23 protein-coding genes are annotated in these 16,441 nt (G+C 40.2%); 13 read left to right on the top strand and 10 right to left on the bottom strand.

All coding sequences use genetic code 11. From position 1 onward, the window contains the following. Nucleotides 1-84 precede the first annotated feature (84 nt). From ACXADT_RS01490 to rlmD, 4 genes are all read left to right on the top strand, one after another. Entirely contained in the window at nt 85-879 is a 795-nt protein-coding gene (locus tag ACXADT_RS01490) for a YfkD family protein (protein ID WP_474833013.1), read from the top strand. 82 nt (nt 880-961) lie between these two features. Next, nucleotides 962-1,750 carry a delta-lactam-biosynthetic de-N-acetylase gene (gene pdaA, locus ACXADT_RS01485; protein WP_474833011.1) on the top strand — a complete coding sequence of 263 codons (789 nt, stop codon included), beginning with the start codon at nt 962-964 and terminating at the stop codon, nt 1,748-1,750. 98 nt (nt 1,751-1,848) lie between these two features. Beyond that, nucleotides 1,849-2,712 (top strand): DNA-3-methyladenine glycosylase family protein, encoded by an 864-nt coding sequence (locus tag ACXADT_RS01480; protein ID WP_474833010.1) that lies wholly within the window; start codon nt 1,849-1,851, stop codon nt 2,710-2,712. An 18-nt stretch (nt 2,713-2,730) separates the two neighbouring features. Beyond that, nucleotides 2,731-4,116: a 23S rRNA (uracil(1939)-C(5))-methyltransferase RlmD gene (gene rlmD, locus ACXADT_RS01475; RefSeq protein ID WP_474833008.1), complete on the top strand. Its 1,386-nt coding sequence runs from the start codon at nt 2,731-2,733 to the stop codon at nt 4,114-4,116. 298 nt (nt 4,117-4,414) lie between these two features. Here the strand turns inward: rlmD and ACXADT_RS01470 are convergent, their stop codons facing one another. From ACXADT_RS01470 to ACXADT_RS01450, 5 genes are all read right to left on the bottom strand, one after another. Then, nucleotides 4,415-4,582 (bottom strand): hypothetical protein, encoded by a 168-nt coding sequence (locus ACXADT_RS01470; RefSeq protein ID WP_270182644.1) that lies wholly within the window; start codon nt 4,580-4,582, stop codon nt 4,415-4,417. 84 nt (nt 4,583-4,666) lie between these two features. Beyond that, nucleotides 4,667-4,783 (bottom strand): YfhE family protein, encoded by a 117-nt coding sequence (locus ACXADT_RS01465; RefSeq protein ID WP_270182643.1) that lies wholly within the window; start codon nt 4,781-4,783, stop codon nt 4,667-4,669. An 84-nt stretch (nt 4,784-4,867) separates the two neighbouring features. Then, a complete protein-coding gene (locus ACXADT_RS01460; protein ID WP_270182642.1) occupies nt 4,868-5,422 on the bottom strand; it encodes a GNAT family N-acetyltransferase in 555 nt (184 codons plus the stop codon). Between the two features lie 216 nt (nt 5,423-5,638). Further along, nucleotides 5,639-6,763 carry an amidohydrolase gene (locus ACXADT_RS01455; RefSeq protein WP_474814897.1) on the bottom strand — a complete coding sequence of 375 codons (1,125 nt, stop codon included), beginning with the start codon at nt 6,761-6,763 and terminating at the stop codon, nt 5,639-5,641. A 100-nt stretch (nt 6,764-6,863) separates the two neighbouring features. Continuing rightward, nucleotides 6,864-7,766 (bottom strand): TIGR01777 family oxidoreductase, encoded by a 903-nt coding sequence (locus tag ACXADT_RS01450; protein ID WP_270182641.1) that lies wholly within the window; start codon nt 7,764-7,766, stop codon nt 6,864-6,866. A 135-nt stretch (nt 7,767-7,901) separates the two neighbouring features. Here ACXADT_RS01450 and recX point away from each other — a divergent pair, with 135 nt between their 5' ends. Beyond that, nucleotides 7,902-8,708, top strand: a complete 807-nt coding sequence (gene recX / locus ACXADT_RS01445; protein ID WP_474833007.1) for a recombination regulator RecX — start codon at nt 7,902-7,904, stop codon at nt 8,706-8,708. On the opposite strand, the gene ACXADT_RS01440 is transcribed toward recX, so the two are convergent. Further along, nucleotides 8,695-9,366 (bottom strand): SDR family NAD(P)-dependent oxidoreductase, encoded by a 672-nt coding sequence (locus ACXADT_RS01440; RefSeq protein ID WP_474833005.1) that lies wholly within the window; start codon nt 9,364-9,366, stop codon nt 8,695-8,697. The two genes, recX and ACXADT_RS01440, sit on opposite strands and share 14 nt — an antisense overlap. A gap of 98 nt (nt 9,367-9,464) precedes the next feature. Here ACXADT_RS01440 and ACXADT_RS01435 point away from each other — a divergent pair, with 98 nt between their 5' ends. Next, a complete protein-coding gene (locus ACXADT_RS01435) occupies nt 9,465-9,785 on the top strand; it encodes a YfhH family protein (RefSeq protein ID WP_474833003.1) in 321 nt (106 codons plus the stop codon). Nucleotides 9,786-9,806: 21 nt separating this feature from the next. Here ACXADT_RS01435 and ACXADT_RS01430 read toward each other — a convergent pair whose 3' ends face one another. Then, nucleotides 9,807-9,965 carry a YpzG family protein gene (locus ACXADT_RS01430; protein ID WP_224885074.1) on the bottom strand — a complete coding sequence of 53 codons (159 nt, stop codon included), beginning with the start codon at nt 9,963-9,965 and terminating at the stop codon, nt 9,807-9,809. 28 nt (nt 9,966-9,993) lie between these two features. Continuing rightward, nucleotides 9,994-10,149, bottom strand: coding sequence for a small, acid-soluble spore protein K (gene sspK / locus ACXADT_RS01425; protein ID WP_270182637.1), 156 nt, complete (start codon nt 10,147-10,149; stop codon nt 9,994-9,996). Nucleotides 10,150-10,286: 137 nt separating this feature from the next. Here sspK and ACXADT_RS01420 point away from each other — a divergent pair, with 137 nt between their 5' ends. Then, complete coding sequence (locus tag ACXADT_RS01420; RefSeq protein WP_270182636.1) at nt 10,287-10,556, top strand: YfhJ family protein; 270 nt, start codon at nt 10,287-10,289, stop codon at nt 10,554-10,556. A 45-nt stretch (nt 10,557-10,601) separates the two neighbouring features. Here the strand turns inward: ACXADT_RS01420 and ACXADT_RS01415 are convergent, their stop codons facing one another. Then, nucleotides 10,602-11,582, bottom strand: coding sequence for a metal-dependent hydrolase (locus ACXADT_RS01415; RefSeq protein WP_474833002.1), 981 nt, complete (start codon nt 11,580-11,582; stop codon nt 10,602-10,604). Between the two features lie 208 nt (nt 11,583-11,790). Here ACXADT_RS01415 and mutY point away from each other — a divergent pair, with 208 nt between their 5' ends. Continuing rightward, nucleotides 11,791-12,879, top strand: a complete 1,089-nt coding sequence (gene mutY, locus ACXADT_RS01410; protein WP_474833000.1) for an A/G-specific adenine glycosylase — start codon at nt 11,791-11,793, stop codon at nt 12,877-12,879. A gap of 4 nt (nt 12,880-12,883) precedes the next feature. Next, nucleotides 12,884-13,645, top strand: a complete 762-nt coding sequence (locus ACXADT_RS01405; protein ID WP_270182633.1) for an SDR family NAD(P)-dependent oxidoreductase — start codon at nt 12,884-12,886, stop codon at nt 13,643-13,645. Nucleotides 13,646-13,926: 281 nt separating this feature from the next. Here the strand turns inward: ACXADT_RS01405 and ACXADT_RS01400 are convergent, their stop codons facing one another. Then, nucleotides 13,927-14,121: a hypothetical protein gene (locus ACXADT_RS01400; RefSeq protein ID WP_474814323.1), complete on the bottom strand. Its 195-nt coding sequence runs from the start codon at nt 14,119-14,121 to the stop codon at nt 13,927-13,929. Between the two features lie 158 nt (nt 14,122-14,279). Between ACXADT_RS01400 and ACXADT_RS01395 the strand changes: the two genes are divergently transcribed. From ACXADT_RS01395 to ntdP, 4 genes are all read left to right on the top strand, one after another. Next, nucleotides 14,280-14,513, top strand: coding sequence for a gamma-type small acid-soluble spore protein (locus tag ACXADT_RS01395; RefSeq protein WP_270182631.1), 234 nt, complete (start codon nt 14,280-14,282; stop codon nt 14,511-14,513). A gap of 116 nt (nt 14,514-14,629) precedes the next feature. Continuing rightward, nucleotides 14,630-15,304, top strand: coding sequence for an SOS response-associated peptidase (locus ACXADT_RS01390; RefSeq protein ID WP_474832999.1), 675 nt, complete (start codon nt 14,630-14,632; stop codon nt 15,302-15,304). Between the two features lie 97 nt (nt 15,305-15,401). After that, on the top strand, nt 15,402-15,620 hold the full coding sequence (locus ACXADT_RS01385) for a hypothetical protein (RefSeq protein WP_270182629.1): 219 nt from the start codon (nt 15,402-15,404) through the stop codon (nt 15,618-15,620). A 197-nt stretch (nt 15,621-15,817) separates the two neighbouring features. Further along, a complete protein-coding gene (gene ntdP / locus ACXADT_RS01380) occupies nt 15,818-16,345 on the top strand; it encodes a nucleoside tri-diphosphate phosphatase (RefSeq protein ID WP_224885093.1) in 528 nt (175 codons plus the stop codon). Nucleotides 16,346-16,441: the final 96 nt, after the last annotated feature.

Genomic DNA, 16,441 nt, shown 5'->3' with positions numbered 1-16,441 from the left:
GTTGGATAAAAGGACAACAACTTGAAAAAAATACTCATAAGAGTCTGCTGTATAAAAAGATACAGATAAAAGGAGAATCTAGAAATGAAGAAAATAGCTCTTATGATTATCCTTCTTACAGTCATCTTACCAATGAATACGATGGCGAAGGAAGCGACACAAGTTTCTAAAAAACATGCGATTCAAATACCGGATTCGGTAGTGAATATCTCTAAAGAAAACACTTATCCAAATCCGACACAAGATCAACCAACACTTCAACCGAGTGAGCTAACAAGAGAGTTAATTGATTCCACTGATATCAAAATCGAGAACCCTCAGCTTATTCAAATTCTAAATGATTCACATATCTCTCCGTCCAAAGTCGCGATCGGGTATCGTGCAAGTATTTATTTAGGGAAATGGCCTTTGATGTATGATTCACAAGAAACAAATGTTAATTGGCAGTACAAGCAAGCAAACGTTAACCGCTACGACAATAGAGGTGGAAAAGGCACTGCTAAGATGTCGTATCGTCAAGAAGAGGAGAAGAGTGTGAGTGGAGGGTTAACAGCTTCAATTCCTTCAAGTGATGATGTTAAGAAAATGATGCTCATGAAGGCATCAGAAAAAACGAAGCTTTCTCTCGCTTTTCAAACTATTATTGGAAAAGGTACAAGGAAAACAAACGTTTATAACATAGCTCCTCTACATTACGGTACGCTCTCGAGTTATGTGCCTGCTGTAAACGAAAAAGGAAAAGTAACATATGGAGAAGTGTACCTTGTACTAAAAGGTAGTGAGAAAGGCATTGAGGTAAGGAACGTAACCCAGCAAGGGATCGGGGCATGGATTCCGGTTCAAGATTATTTAAGCTTTGAGTTTAATACGCAAAAATAACCAGCAGAAATGCTGGTTTTTTTACAGAATAGAATCGTGATGTCCAAGCAAACTATAGAAAAGCGCACAAAAGGAGGGTAACATGAAAACTATTGCGGCTATAATAGCACTTGTGTTTGTCTTCATTTCTTCAGAAGCATCAGCAATCGATAATCAATCACATGACTGGTACTTTAAGAAAAGTAAAGACCATGCTCCAGCAACAACTGAACCTGAGTTCGAACAGATGCTGAAAAAGTATGGAGGGTACTTTATCGGGGATACAGACAAGAAAGAGCTTTACGTCACATTTGATAATGGCTATGAGAATGGCTATACCGTTCAAGTGCTGGATGTATTGAAGAGAGAAAAAGTCCCTGCTGCTTTTTTCGTAACAGGATACTATTTAGAAGATCAACCTGATCTTATTAAACGAATGGTGAAAGAAGGGCACATTGTCGGGAATCACTCATGGAATCATCCAGACATGACGAAGATCCCTGATGAACGAGTAAAGAAAGAACTGAAGCGAGTGAAGGAAGAATACACGCGCATCACCGGAGATAAAACGATGCTTTACTTAAGACCACCACGTGGTGTTTTTAGCGAAAGGTCACTCGCTATTTCTCGTGATGAAGGTTACATCAATGTTTTTTGGTCACTTGCCTATAAAGACTGGGAAACAAATAGGCAAAAGGGTAGTCAATATGCGTATGATTCCATCATGAAGCAAGTACACCCTGGAGCCATTCTTCTCCTCCATTCTGTTTCAAAAGACAATGCAGAAGCGTTAGAGAGTGTGATTAAAGATCTTAAGAAAGAAGGCTATACCTTTAAGAGCTTGGATGAATTAGTGTTTAAACGGACACTACCTAGCTTATTAGCACCTTAAAGCTGCCAGTAGGGTAGCTTTTTTTGTTTTATCTTGGTAGGTGGTATTGATTCCTTTTGTCTGCGATAATGAAGCTAATAAAAGACTGGAGGAATTTCATGTGGTCAGAAGTCGTACGTCCAGAAGCTCCATATGCTATTGATCGGTTGTTCGGTCGGCTACGCATGGATCCGCTTCAAGCGATTAATTCGAATGAGATTAAGGTGCCAATTACAATCGATCGAACAAAAGAGGTACTCACGATAAAAGCTGTGGGAGATGAACTCGACCCTTCCTTTCATGTTAGTGGGGAAATAGAGGATCTTAAACCAGTATCATTAAGAAAAGTAACCGAGATGTTTGATCTGAACATGGACACAGAAAGAATCAAGAGGCACTTTGAAGGCACGGAACTACAGGGTCTTGTAGAAAAATATGTAGGGATGCCGATCATTTGTGAGCCAGATGCTTACAGTGCCCTCATGAAAAATATTGTTCATCAACAGTTAAATATGAAATTTGCATACACGCTCACCTATCGGTTTGTAACAAAATATGGAGAACAAAAAGATGGGGCTTGGTTTTATCCTACTCCTGATGTCGTTAGTGAACTTCGAGTAGAAGAATTGCGAGAGCTCCAGTTCAGTAATAGAAAAGCAGAATATCTGATAGGTATCGCAAAGAACATTCAAGATGGAACCCTAGATCTCCATCGGTTGAATGAACTTACGAACCAAGAAGTGTATGAGACATTATTGCCTCTTAGAGGTGTTGGTCCATGGACGATCGAATGCGTCCTTTTATTTGGACTAGGGAGAAAAGATGTCCTGCCAGCTGGTGATGTCGGTATCCAGAATGCCATGAAGAAGCTATTTGATCTTGATACAAAGCCTTCAAAAGAAGAGCTTTATGAGTATAATAAGAGATGGTCCCCATACTCGAGCTATGTTTCGATGTACTTATGGGAGAGTTTGAGCGGATAGATATAAGGAGAGGTTCGATTGAAGAATAAAACAGAAGGGACAGCTCTTACAGAAGGGCAAACGGTTCCTCTTACAATAAAACGATTAGGAATTAATGGAGAAGGAATTGGCTTTTTTAAGCGAACGGTGGTATTTGTTCCCGGTGCTCTTCCGAATGAAGAGATCACTGCTGAAATCACACGCGTTTTTCCTAATCGTGCTGAGGCAAGAATCAAACGATTAAGGAAAAAGTCTCCTGAGCGTGTCGCGGCCCCTTGTCCCGTTTATGAAGAATGTGGTGGATGCCAGCTTCAGCATTTAAGTTATAGCGGCCAATTGAAAGAGAAGAGAGACGTTGTTGTTCAAGCGTTTGAGCGCTATTCGAAAAACAACTCAAAACTAACTGTTAAACCAGTCATTGGGATGGAAGATCCATGGAACTACAGAAATAAAAGTCAGCTTCAAGTTAGAAAACAAAAAGGGAAAGTCATCGCTGGCCTCTATGGCGCTGGGTCTCATGAGCTAGTCGAATTAACGAACTGCCTCGTGCAACACCCAGAAACGAATCGTGTGACAAAACAGGTTGTGAAGGTTTTAGAAGATCTAAATATCTCCATCTATAATGGCAAAAAAGGACTTGTACGGACGATTGTAACAAGGGTAGGATTCCAAACAGGACAAGTACAGCTTGTTCTCGTTACGTCTGAAGAAAAGATCCCAAGACAGTCCTTACTCGTTAAGGAAATCAAAAAGAGACTGCCGGATATTGTCTCGATCATGCAAAATGTGAATGGCAAGAAGACGTCTCTTATTTTTGGAGATGATACAAATCTTCTTGATGGTGAAGAAGTGATACAGGAATCATTAGGGGATTTAAACTTTGAACTATCTGCACGAGCATTCTTTCAATTAAATCCCATTCAAACCGTGAAATTGTACGATGAAGTAAAAAAAGCAGCAAAGCTATCAGGACGTGAAAATGTCATCGATGCATATTGTGGTGTAGGCACGATTGGTTTGTGGCTTGTGGATGAAGCAAAGGAAGTAAGAGGGATGGACGTCATCAAAGAATCGATTGATGATGCAAGGGAGAATGCGAAGAAGCATGGTTTTGCGAATAAAATGAAGTACGATGTGGGTAAAGCAGAAGATCTTGTACCTAGATGGATCAAAGGTGGATTCAAGCCAGATGTGATCGTTGTCGATCCACCTCGAACTGGCTGTGACGATAAACTGTTATCCACAATGGTAAAAGCAAAACCTGAACGAATCGTTTATGTGTCTTGTAATCCATCCACATTAGCTAAAAATGCCGATTTCCTTCAAAAGAGGGGATATGAAGTAGGCACGTTGCAACCCGTCGATATGTTTCCACATACCGCACACGTAGAAGTTGTCGCAGTTTTCGAAAAAAGTAAGAAATAAGTTTAGTGGAACGATTCCCTTTCTTTAGCGGAATCGTTTTCATTTTGCTTATGATACCTTTTATGAGTAATCAACACTTTCCACAGAGTTATGCACACCATAAAAGGTTATTTCATGCGTTATACACATGTTTATACACATTATCCACAAGTGAACCGGTGTTCATCCACAATGTAAATTGTTTATAAATTTTATTGAGCACACTAGATGATGGTGGAACTTATACACATTGTTAACAACCTGTTGATAAGTTGTTTCCACAAAGAGAAAAGGGACCTGTTGAGGTCCCTTTTATCAATTACTGCTGGTCTCTTTTTTCGCGTTGGTTAGCTTGTCTAGCTCTTTCAGCTGCTTTTTGATCAGCAGCGAATTCGTTAGCGAATTCTGCATCTTGGTTTTGAGCTTGTGCAGGGTTGTTCTGAGCTTGACGCTGTTGCTTGTTTTCTTTGTTTGGACGTTTTGCCATTTGAAATCAGCTCCTGTTAGTAAGTTTGGAGAAGGGTTTCTCCACTCATTATAATGGTTTAAAACAGTGAATTTTATTCATCGATTACGGTTTTTGACCAGCTCGGTCTGCTCTTTTAAATGCTTTTCCAAACAATACATCTTGTGTTTTTGTAAGAGACATTTTTGATTCTTTGTTTTCTCTTCCTTTTTTCTTATCCAAGCTCACATCACCCTTTTCTTTAGGATGGTATTAGCATTGCCATGTAAAAAACGATCTAAAACAAAAAAAGTTCCTAAAAAGGAACTAAGCTTCTAGCTGAACTTCAATTGTCTCTGTACGATCACGCATTGTATGCAATAAATAATTATCTCTTTCGATTTCATAAAGGTGATACGATTTTTCACCACTGTTGATTTGCTGATAGACACCTGGCCATTTCTCGTTCGCCAGTTCAACGTAAGGGATTTTTTCAGCAGCTTTCTGCGAGCGAACATTGTCTCGATTGATTCGAAGAAAAATGGTTTGAATTTGCTTTTCGTAAAAAAGTTCTTTAAAAAACGCGTCTTTTGCGATTTGATTATAACCTTTTCCATGATAAGGCGTTCCAATCCATGTGCCTAGAAAGCCTGCTTGATTTTGAATATCGAACAAATTAATAGTACCGATCGGTGCCCCCCATTCATCAAGGATTGTTCTTGAGATGAGCTCGCCTTGTTCTTCAGCTTCTATCGTTTGTTTTGTTAAAAACAAGTATTCTTCATATGAATTTGCTTTATGACGTACGAATGGGAAGACAGCTGGGTCAACCATCAAGTCAAAGAGAACATGACATTCCGACAGGTCACGATTTTTAATCATGAGTTTCCCTCCTGTCGAGGGCAGATTTCACCCCACCCTCGAATAATAGTATGTTGAATTATTATTCGGGGTGGGAATCGAACCCACTAGGACCAGTCACTTTGCTGGTGGCGCACCAATTGCCTTCCCATTTCAAATTATGAAGTTGTATTTAGTTTATTTTGGCTTCAAAAGTATCATACTCGATTTGTTCAGAAAATGATACTGTAAATATCACTAATTTCTATGAATAATTTTTCCATTTATCATGGTCCAATGTGGACGTGCTTCAAAGTGGAATGGGTGGTGCGACCATAAGACTAAATCAGCATCTTTCCCTTCTTCGATACTACCGATACGATCCTCTACGCCTAGGCTCTTTGCAGGGTTTAGCGTAATTCCTTCTAGTGCTTTTTCTTCACTTAAACCTTCTCTTACTGCAAGAGCCGCACATATATTCAAGTATTGAATCGGAACATACGGATGATCGGTAGTGATTGAAACTTCAATACCGTGGTTATTTAGGATGCCATAAGTAGCCCAGGTCTTGTTTTTGAGTTCAATCTTAGAACGTCTCGTCATTGAGGGTCCAACGGTGACCCGAAGGTTCTGTCCGCTTAGTTCATCTGCGATTAGATGTCCTTCAGTACAATGTTCGATTCGTACATCTAAATTAAATTCTCTTGCAAAACGAAGTGCTGTTAAAATATCATCTGCTCGATGAGCATGGATTCGTACAGGTATCTCTCTTTTTAAGGCTGCGATGATCGGAGCGACTCTTGGGTGCTCTGACGGCTGAGATTTGCTGGCGTTGTAAAATGCTTCGCGTAACAGTCCGGTAATTCCCATTCTTGTAATTGACTCGTTGTTTGATTGACTATGGACCCTTTTTGGGTTTTCACCTAATGCAACCTTAAGTCCTGCCGTTTTTCGAACGATCATTTTCTCAACATTCTTTCCATATGTCTTTAAGACTGTGGTAGTGCCTCCGATAATATTCGAACTACCTGGCATCACTTGCACAGAGGTTACTCCAAATGAAATGGCGTCCTTGAATGCAAGATCAAGAGGATTGACCCCATCTAGGGCACGAACATGAGGGGTGAGTGCTTCTACTGTTTCGTTGGCATCGTTACCTGCCCAACCTGTTCCCTCATCATATAGACCTACATGCGTATGCGCATCGATCAATCCGGGAAGAAGATGCGCTCCACTTCCATCTACGACCGTCATGTCAGGTTTTTCTTCAATTGAAGTGGCGACTCTCTCGATCAAGCCGTCTCGTACTAGAACATCTGCTTGATCTAAAATCGCGCTGCTTATCGGGTATACACGGGCGTTCTTAATTAAAATTGTCATGATTTATCACCTTATTTCAAGTTAGGTACAAAGAAAGAGTAGCTACTATATTATAGGTATGAAAAACATGAATTAATACGAGTTTGAAAAAAATCTGCTGGAATTAAGCCAGCAGATTCTCAAGAGCATCTTTAAGTTTTAAATATCGGAAAGGATAGCCGAGTTCCTTCGCTTTTTGAGGCAATACACATTGTCCCTTCAGAACAACGCCGCTCTTTTCGCCAAGAGCGAGCTGCACAGGTGCTTCAGGAACAGGAATCCAGTGAGGTTTATTCAGTACTTCTGCTAACGTTCTACCAAATTCGTTCATTCGTTTTGGTTCTGGTGCTGTCACGTTCAGTGGTCCTTGAACAGAATCATGATCGACAGCAAATCGTATCATCCCGACCACGTCTTTGATATGAACCCAAGAATACCACTGTCTTCCATCTCCGAGCTTACCGCCCATATAGAATTTATAAGGCAGTACCATAAGAGGGAGTGCGCCTTCTTCACCTAAGATGAGCCCAAATCTAGTCAGCACTGTGCGTACACCGTAATTTTGGGCACGCATCGCTTCTTTTTCCCATTTATATGTCACATCAGCAAGAAAATCAGACCCCGGGTTCGTGTCATTCTCCGTAAATGACTTGTCGAGAGAAGAGCCATAAAATCCTGTGGCAGATGCATTAACGAGTACACGTGGTTTATGGTCAAGTTTTTCTATAATCGAAACGATCTCTCGAGTTGCGGAGATACGGCTGTTCAATATTCTTTCTTTCTTGTCTTCCGTCCATCGGCCGCTATTGATCGATTCTCCTGCAAGGTTGATAATGGCATTCAGATTTTGTAGATCTTTTTCTGGTTCTGCATCATCTTTGAGCCATTTAACATACGTTACACCTGTTTGAGCAGGTTTGTTGTTTGGGTTTCGAGTTAAGATGTAGACGTGGTGTCCATCATTAACGAATGATTCAGTGAGAGCATTCCCAACGAAACCAGTACCACCAGCAATCGCTATGTTCATAACGTGGTTCCTCCTAGTTAATCCATTTCTTATAGTAATTATTTCTTTACCCGTAAAGAGAATCCTTTAATCCAATGCTCTAGGTTCATACTATTTTTTTGAAAATGATACAATGTGATGAGAGAGGTGAGCGTATTGGTTAAAATTACACGTATCACAACACAAAAGAACAACAGTGAACGGTTTTCGATTTTTATAGATAAAGGGAATGGAGAAGAATTTGGGTTCGGTGTGGATCAGGATGTGCTGATTCGGTTCGGTCTTAGAAAAGGAATCGAACTAAATCAGGAAACTCTAGATGAGATACAGTTTGAAGACCACATAAAAAAAGGTTTCAACTTGGCGCTTCATTATTTGTCTTATCGAATGCGATCTGAGAAAGAAATTATAGATCACCTTGCAACGAAAGAGATCGAGGAGGCAGCTTTCTCTTCTATCATTAGTAAATTAAAGCGCTATGGATACGTGAATGATCTTGAATTTGCACGCGCTTTTGTTAGAACGAAGGTGAACGCAGGGGGGAAAGGACCTTACATCATCCATCAAGAGTTGATTCAAAAAGGCGTTTCACAAGATACGATCGAAAAGGCTCTTGAAGAATATCCATATGAACGTCAATTTGAACGTGCCGAAGAGTTTGCTCTAAAAAAAGTGAAGAAGCTTAAAAACGTCTCATCGACTGAACTGAAACAAAAGCTTGGACAGGCGCTTACAAGTAAAGGCTTTGAAAGAGAAATCATTCAAGAAGTCATGAATGAGATCGATCATAAAAATCATGAAGAGGAGTGGGAAGCACTCCTGCTTCAAGCACAAAAAGCCGAACGCCGTTTCTCAAAATTGGATAATAAAGAGTACAAATATAAAATGAAACAATTTTTATACCGTAAAGGCTTTCCGTTTTCATTGATCAATCACTATTTAGATGAATTTATCGATCAATGAAAATTTCTTGTTGTCCTTCATCTTGATCGATAATTTGCTTTGCTTTTTCTGCTGGGGATTTCAATCTGGAAGTATCTTTAATGTGATCTGTGGAGTGCCAGAACGGAGTGTCCATACCTCCCATGTACACTGCAGTTGCACTTACCCCGGTTCCCTCTAGTTCCTTCCAGAGACTCTCAGTAAATCCTCTTATCGCATATTTGGATGCTACATAAACCGTTTCATGTTTTTTTCCTTTAAGACCAGCTGTTGAAATAATGTTCATGATTCGTCCTTCTGCTTGTTTTAAAACAGGAAGAAAGATTTTAGTTAGAAAAATGGTCCCTTTTACATTCGTGTCGATGACGCTATGTATCGCTTCTTCATCTATGTCTTCTAGCGAGCCGAATGCTCCCGCCCCAGCATTGTTTACAAGCATATCGATGGTATGACCATCATTAGTGATCTTCGAATACAGATCTATAGCGTCTGCGTAATTCGAAATATCACACGTATATGATGAACAGGATCCGCCTTGTTCTTGGATATCAGTGCAAACAGTCTCAAGTTTTTCTTTCGTACGACCAACCAAAATAACGTGCTTATCTAAACTTGCCCACCTTTTGGCAAGCTCAGCTCCGAGGCCTGATCCTCCACCAGTGATTACAATACTTTTCATATTACATACCTCCTATTTTGAAAGCGTAGCATATTTTTGTCATACATTGTGAAATGAACTATACTGAAGACATTAGGAACAGTTTTATGGAGGTTGTCATGGATAAACGGTTCAGTGAAATGAATAAAGAAGAATTACGAACTTCAATCGCACAGCTCAGTGAGAAAGCTAGAAGAGCTGAGCAAATGGGTATGGTAAATGAGTTTGCAGTACATGAACGAAGAATCGCTCTTGCGAAGTCTTATTTATTAAACCCGGACGATTTTACTCCCGGAAAAACATATGAACTTGAAGGTGACCCAGGATCCTCGTTCGTTATCGATTACATGAACGGAACGTTTGCATGGGGTTTTCGTAAAGGAAGCGAAGCTATAGAAGCATTTCCGATTTCAATGTTAATTGAGAAAGAGCAGCAATAACGCTGCTCTTGCTTAATCTTTTTAAGAACGTTTGCGGGTTTGAATCTGCAAAACGATATCATTATATGCCTGCTGAGTTTCTCCATTCACCTGGTGGTGAGCATGCTTCGGATTAGCACTGGGTGATTGAAATGGATCTTTATATTTCGGATGTAGCCTATCACGATTGTCTTTACCCATCTTTTGCGCCTCCTATCGTATGTGAGAATTAACCATGTCGATTGTTAGTTTGGTTAGAAGCTTTCATGCGTTCCTGAGGTTGCGTGTTTGTCGTTCCGTCCGCACGTTTAGAAGAAAATTCTTCCTTCGCGCGAGGTTCGCCTGAGAATTTAAGATCTGGATATTTAGAGACCTTCTTACGCATTTCATCGCCTCCCTTTTCGACAGTTTTTGTCTAAACAGGCACAATGTTAGTATGTGATTAGCTAACAGGCGTTATGTGAAGAAAAGATACAGAATGAACGGAAACCGTTGGAAGACAACATGAAAGGAGGATGCCTTATGGAAGATTTATTTGAAAGGCTTGCTCATAACTTACTTGAAAAGAATGACCAGTTGTCATATGGTCAGGCCAGAACAATGGTTGAACTACTCTGGGAAGATTTCGAATCATCCAGAGCAAAAGCTGGAAGAGAGTATAAAGGCGTAGACGTTACAGAAAAGATCGTTCAACAATGGATCGACTATTACGGGCCAGTTTTACACGATTTCATGGAAAATAATCCGAAATATAAAGGATATTTTGATGACGATCGAAGCATTAAGCATTAAACGATAAAGAAACCGGCTGACATATCAGCCGGTTTTCATATGGAATTAATCAATGGCAGGGTCCAATTTCTTCCTAAGCGTGTCTTCACTATACACCCAGCCTGTATATGAGCTTTTGATTTCTAACTGATCTTCCATTTGAACAACTGCAACGAATGGATAATGACCTTTGCTGCGGTATCGAAGGTCGATGAACCTCACTTCATATCCCTCTTCTGTCTCTTCAATCTCCCATCTATATACAGGAGAGAACGAAAGAAATGCGCTCAAGTTAGGGTCTTCTTTTGCAGTTTCTAGAACTGGTGTTTCAGGCACAGGAACACGGTCGAATTCATCTTGAATATGAATCGTAGTGCCTTCACCCCTCGCTACAAAGAACTGGGTTTCAGATTTAATGGCAATGTGCCACCTACTCCACCTGATCGTAGGTGATACGATGACTTCGACTGCATCTGGTATACGTTCTTTAACAGCGTTGATCAGCTTACGCTGTTCGTATATTCTCCATAAATAATAGAGCGCTAATATACCGTAGATGGTTAAAAAGGTATAACCAGGATTTGCACCTATATACCATAGTACAAGTCCAGCTATATGACTTAAAAAGATGAACGGGTCAAAGATGTTAATCACACCAAGAGCTACCCATCGGTTGGAGAAGGGTCTTAACGCTTGTGTACCATAAGCATTAAAGATATCTACAAACACATGAATAAACACTGCTAAAAACGTCCAAAGCCAAAGGTGGAGCCAATTTGTTTCTGGGTAAAACAGCATGATGCCACTGCTTATCAAAATTGGCCAAAGTAAGACGGCTGGGATCGAATGCGTTATTCCTCTATGGTGTCTGATGTATACAGCATTGTTTTTTAACTTGAGCACGGTATCAAAGTCTGGGGCCTGAGATCCAATCAGCGCTCCGATTAGAACGCTCTGAGCGGTGATTGGATCTTGAGCTACTGCTGGATCTAGTGTTGCGAGAGCTCCTAGCCCCAATCCCATGACCACATGTGTCCCAGTATCCATATGGTAAAGATCCTCCTTAGTAAAAAGCGTTTATGCCTTATTTTCTAAATAGAAAGCTTTGGTTTTATATAGTCTATAGTTTAGTTATACCCAATAATCGTTTATGTGAAAAGTTAAATGCTGTTTGGAAATGATAAGGTACGATATTATATGTATTAATTAAGCGAAGAGGAAGAACAAAGCAATTTAAGTATCGGAGAGTTGAACAATGACGAATGTAAAGGAACTTCTACACTCATTTGAAGAAGAACAATTTCAAAATGATTTAATCGATTGGTTCAGAAATGAACAAAGGATACTGCCATGGAGAGAAAATAAAGACCCTTATCGCGTATGGGTTTCCGAAATTATGTTACAACAAACGAGGGTGGATACGGTCATCCCGTATTTTCATCATTTTCTAGAGAAATTCCCTACTGTTGAAGACCTTGCGAATGCTCCACAAGAAGAGGTATTAAAAGCATGGGAAGGCCTCGGTTATTACTCGCGAGCAAGGAATTTACAAGCTGCGGTAAAAGAAGTGGCAGAAACATATGGTGGGGTGGTTCCAAATACACCAAGCGAAATTTCAAAGCTTAAAGGTGTTGGACCTTATACTGCAGGAGCCATCTTAAGCATAGCATATGGTGTTCCTGAACCTGCTGTAGACGGCAACGTGATGAGGGTGATTTCAAGAATAATAGGCATCTGGGAAGATATTGCAAAACCTTCAACAAGAAAAATCTTTGAAGAAGTCATCAGAGAAATCATCTCAAAAGAAGACCCTTCTTCATTTAATCAGGGCTTGATGGAATTAGGAGCAATCATATGTACGCCTAAATCGCCTTCTTGCTTACTTTGTCCAGTCCAATCTCACTGCAGAGCATACCATGAAGGTTCTCAAGAAGAGCTTCCGATCAAATCAAAGAAAAAAGCGCCTCGACCAGTACCTATAGCGGTAGCTGTTTTTCAAAATTCAAGTGGGAGGTACTTGATTAGAAAGCGTCCAGAAGATGGATTGTTAGCTGGACTATGGGAATTTGTAAATGTTGAGCTTACAGAGGGCGGGTTAAAAGAAAAACAATTGATCACTCATATTCGTGATGAATACGGTGGAACAGCCACTATTCAAGATGAATTGACAACATTCACCCACGTGTTCAGTCATATCAAGTGGTATTTAACAGTTTATAAAGGTGAAGTTGATGGAATTAACGAAACTGAAACCGTTCGTTTTGTAAATGAGAGTGAACTTGAAAAATTCGCATTTCCAGTTGCACATCAAAAGATTGTTAAACAAATCGTGAAAGGAGAATAGCGTAATGGAATTAAACTTAAAAGGGCGTAATGTTTTAATAACAGGAGGTTCGAAAGGGATTGGAAAGGCAATCGCTTCTGCATTTTATCATGAGGGAGCAAACGTAGGCATTTGTGCGAGGAACCGTGAGGAACTTGAGGAAACAAAAGCTGAACTAAATAACAACATCGCGATTTTTGAAGCGGATATTACTGATGATCATAAACGCGTGCACCTTATCGATTCGTTTTTATTAGAGTTTGGATCGATCGATATCCTCGTTAATAATGCAGGAGGCAGTAGCGGAACAACGATTATGGAAACGGATGTTAATCAGTTCCATAAAGCAATGGAACTAAATTTTTATTCAGCTGTTCACTTGAGTCAACTTGCGGCTAAAGAAATGCAGGAGAAGGGTTACGGTTCAATCGTCAATATCTCTTCCATATTCGGTAGAGAGTCTGGTGGAAAACCGACCTACAACAACGCGAAGTCTGCGTTGATCAGCTTTACCAAAGCGATGGCAGATGAAGTGATTCGTTCAGGAGTCCGTGTGAATGGCGTTGCGCCAGGGGCTATTCTTCATCCGACCGGAAACTGGCAGAAGAGGCTAGATGAGAACCCTGAAAAAATCAATGCTTTTGTTGATCGTGAAATACCAGGCGGTAGATTTGGGACACCTGAAGAAGTTGCTGACGCTGTAGTGTTCCTAGCATCAGAAAGAGCATCTTGGATCTCTGGAGCTACCTTAAACGTTGATGGTGGTCAATCTCGGTCAAACTTTTAGACGAAAAAACTTCCTGTATCGGAATACAGGAAGTTTATTCGCGCTGCACTAGAAGTGTAGCTGAATGAGTTAAAATTAATTGAACGGAAAATTCACTTGAAGTTTGCTCTTTCTAGTAGAAGTGAATACCGCTTGACTCCCCGGTAGAACGGGCGACCGAAACCCCGGACCGGACGTTGTTTGTCCGGGAGGAAATACGGGCGTTCTTCCGCAGGAAAGCAAACGGTATTCAAACCCCTACGATATTCGGAGCGCCAAAACCAACATCTTGTTAGTTAAACTTACCTCTTTTCCCCAAAAGACAATCCTCCACGATGTTCGATTTCTTTGATAATCTCCCTATGGATGGCTACGCCTTCACTATTTAGATAAGGAGCAATCTGTTGCAAGCTGTGATGAAAAAAGGCAAGCTCACCATTCTCCCAGTCACTTTTAGGCATCATGGATAGTTCAGTCATATCTCGCTTGTGATCCATCGATGAACCCCCTTTCGTTAGTTAGTGTGCAACAGGTGAGAAAAAGCTATCAAAAAAGGGGGTGGAAACAATGGAAAACTATCCTAAAAAATTTATCTCATTACGTACATATCTATTTTTTATCTGGATATTCTATTGTTTGTGGGAGGTGATAAGCCATGGCAAAGAAACCAGGACAAACACAAGCTGGTACAAGCATTCAACACGTGAAACAACAAAACCAACAGAGCAAAGGTTCTGCTGGTCAAGCTAATCAGCAGCAGTACGGTGCTGAATTTGGTCAAGAAATGGGAGCTCAGCAAGCTCAGCAACAAGCTCAGCAGCAAGCTCAACAGCAAGCAAAAGCTCGTCAAGCTCAGCCTGCTCAAAAACCAAACCAGCAACAACAATAATTGCTTCCCTAACGGGGCTGACCATGTCAGTCCCGTTTCATTATTTTAATATAATTTTATTGAACAAAGGAATAAGGGCATTCAACGAAGAAAATGTCATTAGGGAGGGAATGGTTATGTGTGGACGCTTTTCGCTTACAGCAGAGTTAGATGCTTTGATCGAACGATTTCAAATCGACCAAATTACAATTGATGATTATTCTGTTCGCTATAATATAGCACCTTCGCAACAAGTGCCAACCATCATTCGAGCGAATGATGAAAACCGATTAGGTACGCTTAGGTGGGGGTTAATTCCCTTTTGGGCCAAAGATGCATCTATTGCGAATAAGTTGATCAATGCACGTAGTGAAACAGCAGCTGAAAAGGCAAGTTTTAAACATGCTTTGAAAAAACGCAGATGCATCATATTGTCAGATGGGTTCTACGAATGGAAAAAGGATAAAGATCGAAAAGTTCCAATGAGAATACAAGTAAACAAAGGTGAACCGTTTGCAATGGCTGGATTATGGGAACAGTGGAAAGAAGGAGAAAAATCGATCTACACATGCACGATCTTAACCACTGAGGCAAACGACATGATGAAAGAGATACATAACAGAATGCCAGTTATATTGCCAAAAGAGCAAGAGCATGACTGGCTGGATCCATCTATTGAAGATTTCAGCATCTTGAAAGATATGATGGTATCGTATCCTAGTGATAAAATGAATGCGTATGAAGTTTCCACCCGTGTTAATTCGCCTAAGAATGAAGATGAGACATGCGTTCTTCCAATAGAAGAGATATGACAAAAGTTCCTATATCTCAACACATATTGAGAAAGGAAATTTCTTTTTCCTATTGAATTCTTTTTCGTAGACAGTATGAATGGGAAGGAGAAATTGAATGGATCGATTCGATGAACTTATTCAATTACAGCTTCAACTTGCCGATAAGATGATTCATACGAAGAAGGAAATACAATCAAAAGAAGAGATGTTATCTGCATCCACGTTAGAGCAGGGAGCGTTAGTAAAACAGAAACAAGAGCTGTTGAGAATGGAAGAAGACTTTAATAATTTGATTACCGAAGTGATCTCTACGTTTGAAAAGACGTCAGTTTAATGGACTACATGGAGTGCCATTCATTCGAATGGCGCTTTTGTTTTAACTTTCGGATGTTAAGCGTTATAATAGAGGGGAATTAATAGGAAGAGACGATTGATAAACTTTGTAGTGATCGGAAGGAAAGAAGGATGCTGTGAGTCTGCCTTACGTGAGGCATTCATCGTTTTCCGGAATTTCTTAGAAAGGAGAAGGAGATGAGTTTCCCAACGACCGGAACGAGAATTCAAATTCAAAGCTATAAACACCGTGGTACTCTACACAGAACATGGGAAGAGAGTATCGTACTTAAAGGGTCATCGAAAGAAATCATCGGGGGAAACGATCGTATTCTCGTCACTGAATCAGACGGTAGACAGTGGAGAACTCGTGAGCCAGCCATTTGTTATTTTAGTGCTAATCACTGGTTCAACGTTATCGGCATGTTGAGAACTGACGGAATTTACTATTATTGCAACCTTGGTACACCGTTTACGTACGATGAGGAAGCACTAAAGTATATTGATTACGATCTTGATATTAAGATATATCCCGATATGACTTATAAACTTTTAGATGAAGATGAGTATGAAGCTCATAAGAAAGAAATGAATTATCCAGATGCAATCGACCATATCGTTAAGGAAAACGTTAAAGAACTGATGAATTGGATACATCAACGAAAAGGACCGTTCGCACCAGGTTTTGTCGATCAATGGTATGAACAATTTTTACAATATAGGTGAGAAAACCTGTTGAATCATTTTCAACAGGTTTTTGCATGATAGAAATGAACCTGTTAGCACAACGATGCAAGAGGTAATGAAACAAAGGGTGATGTC

It is taken from the genome of Anaerobacillus sp. ABR4_321 (assembly GCF_056158505.1).
This window is presented reverse-complemented; position numbering and strand designations above follow the sequence as displayed.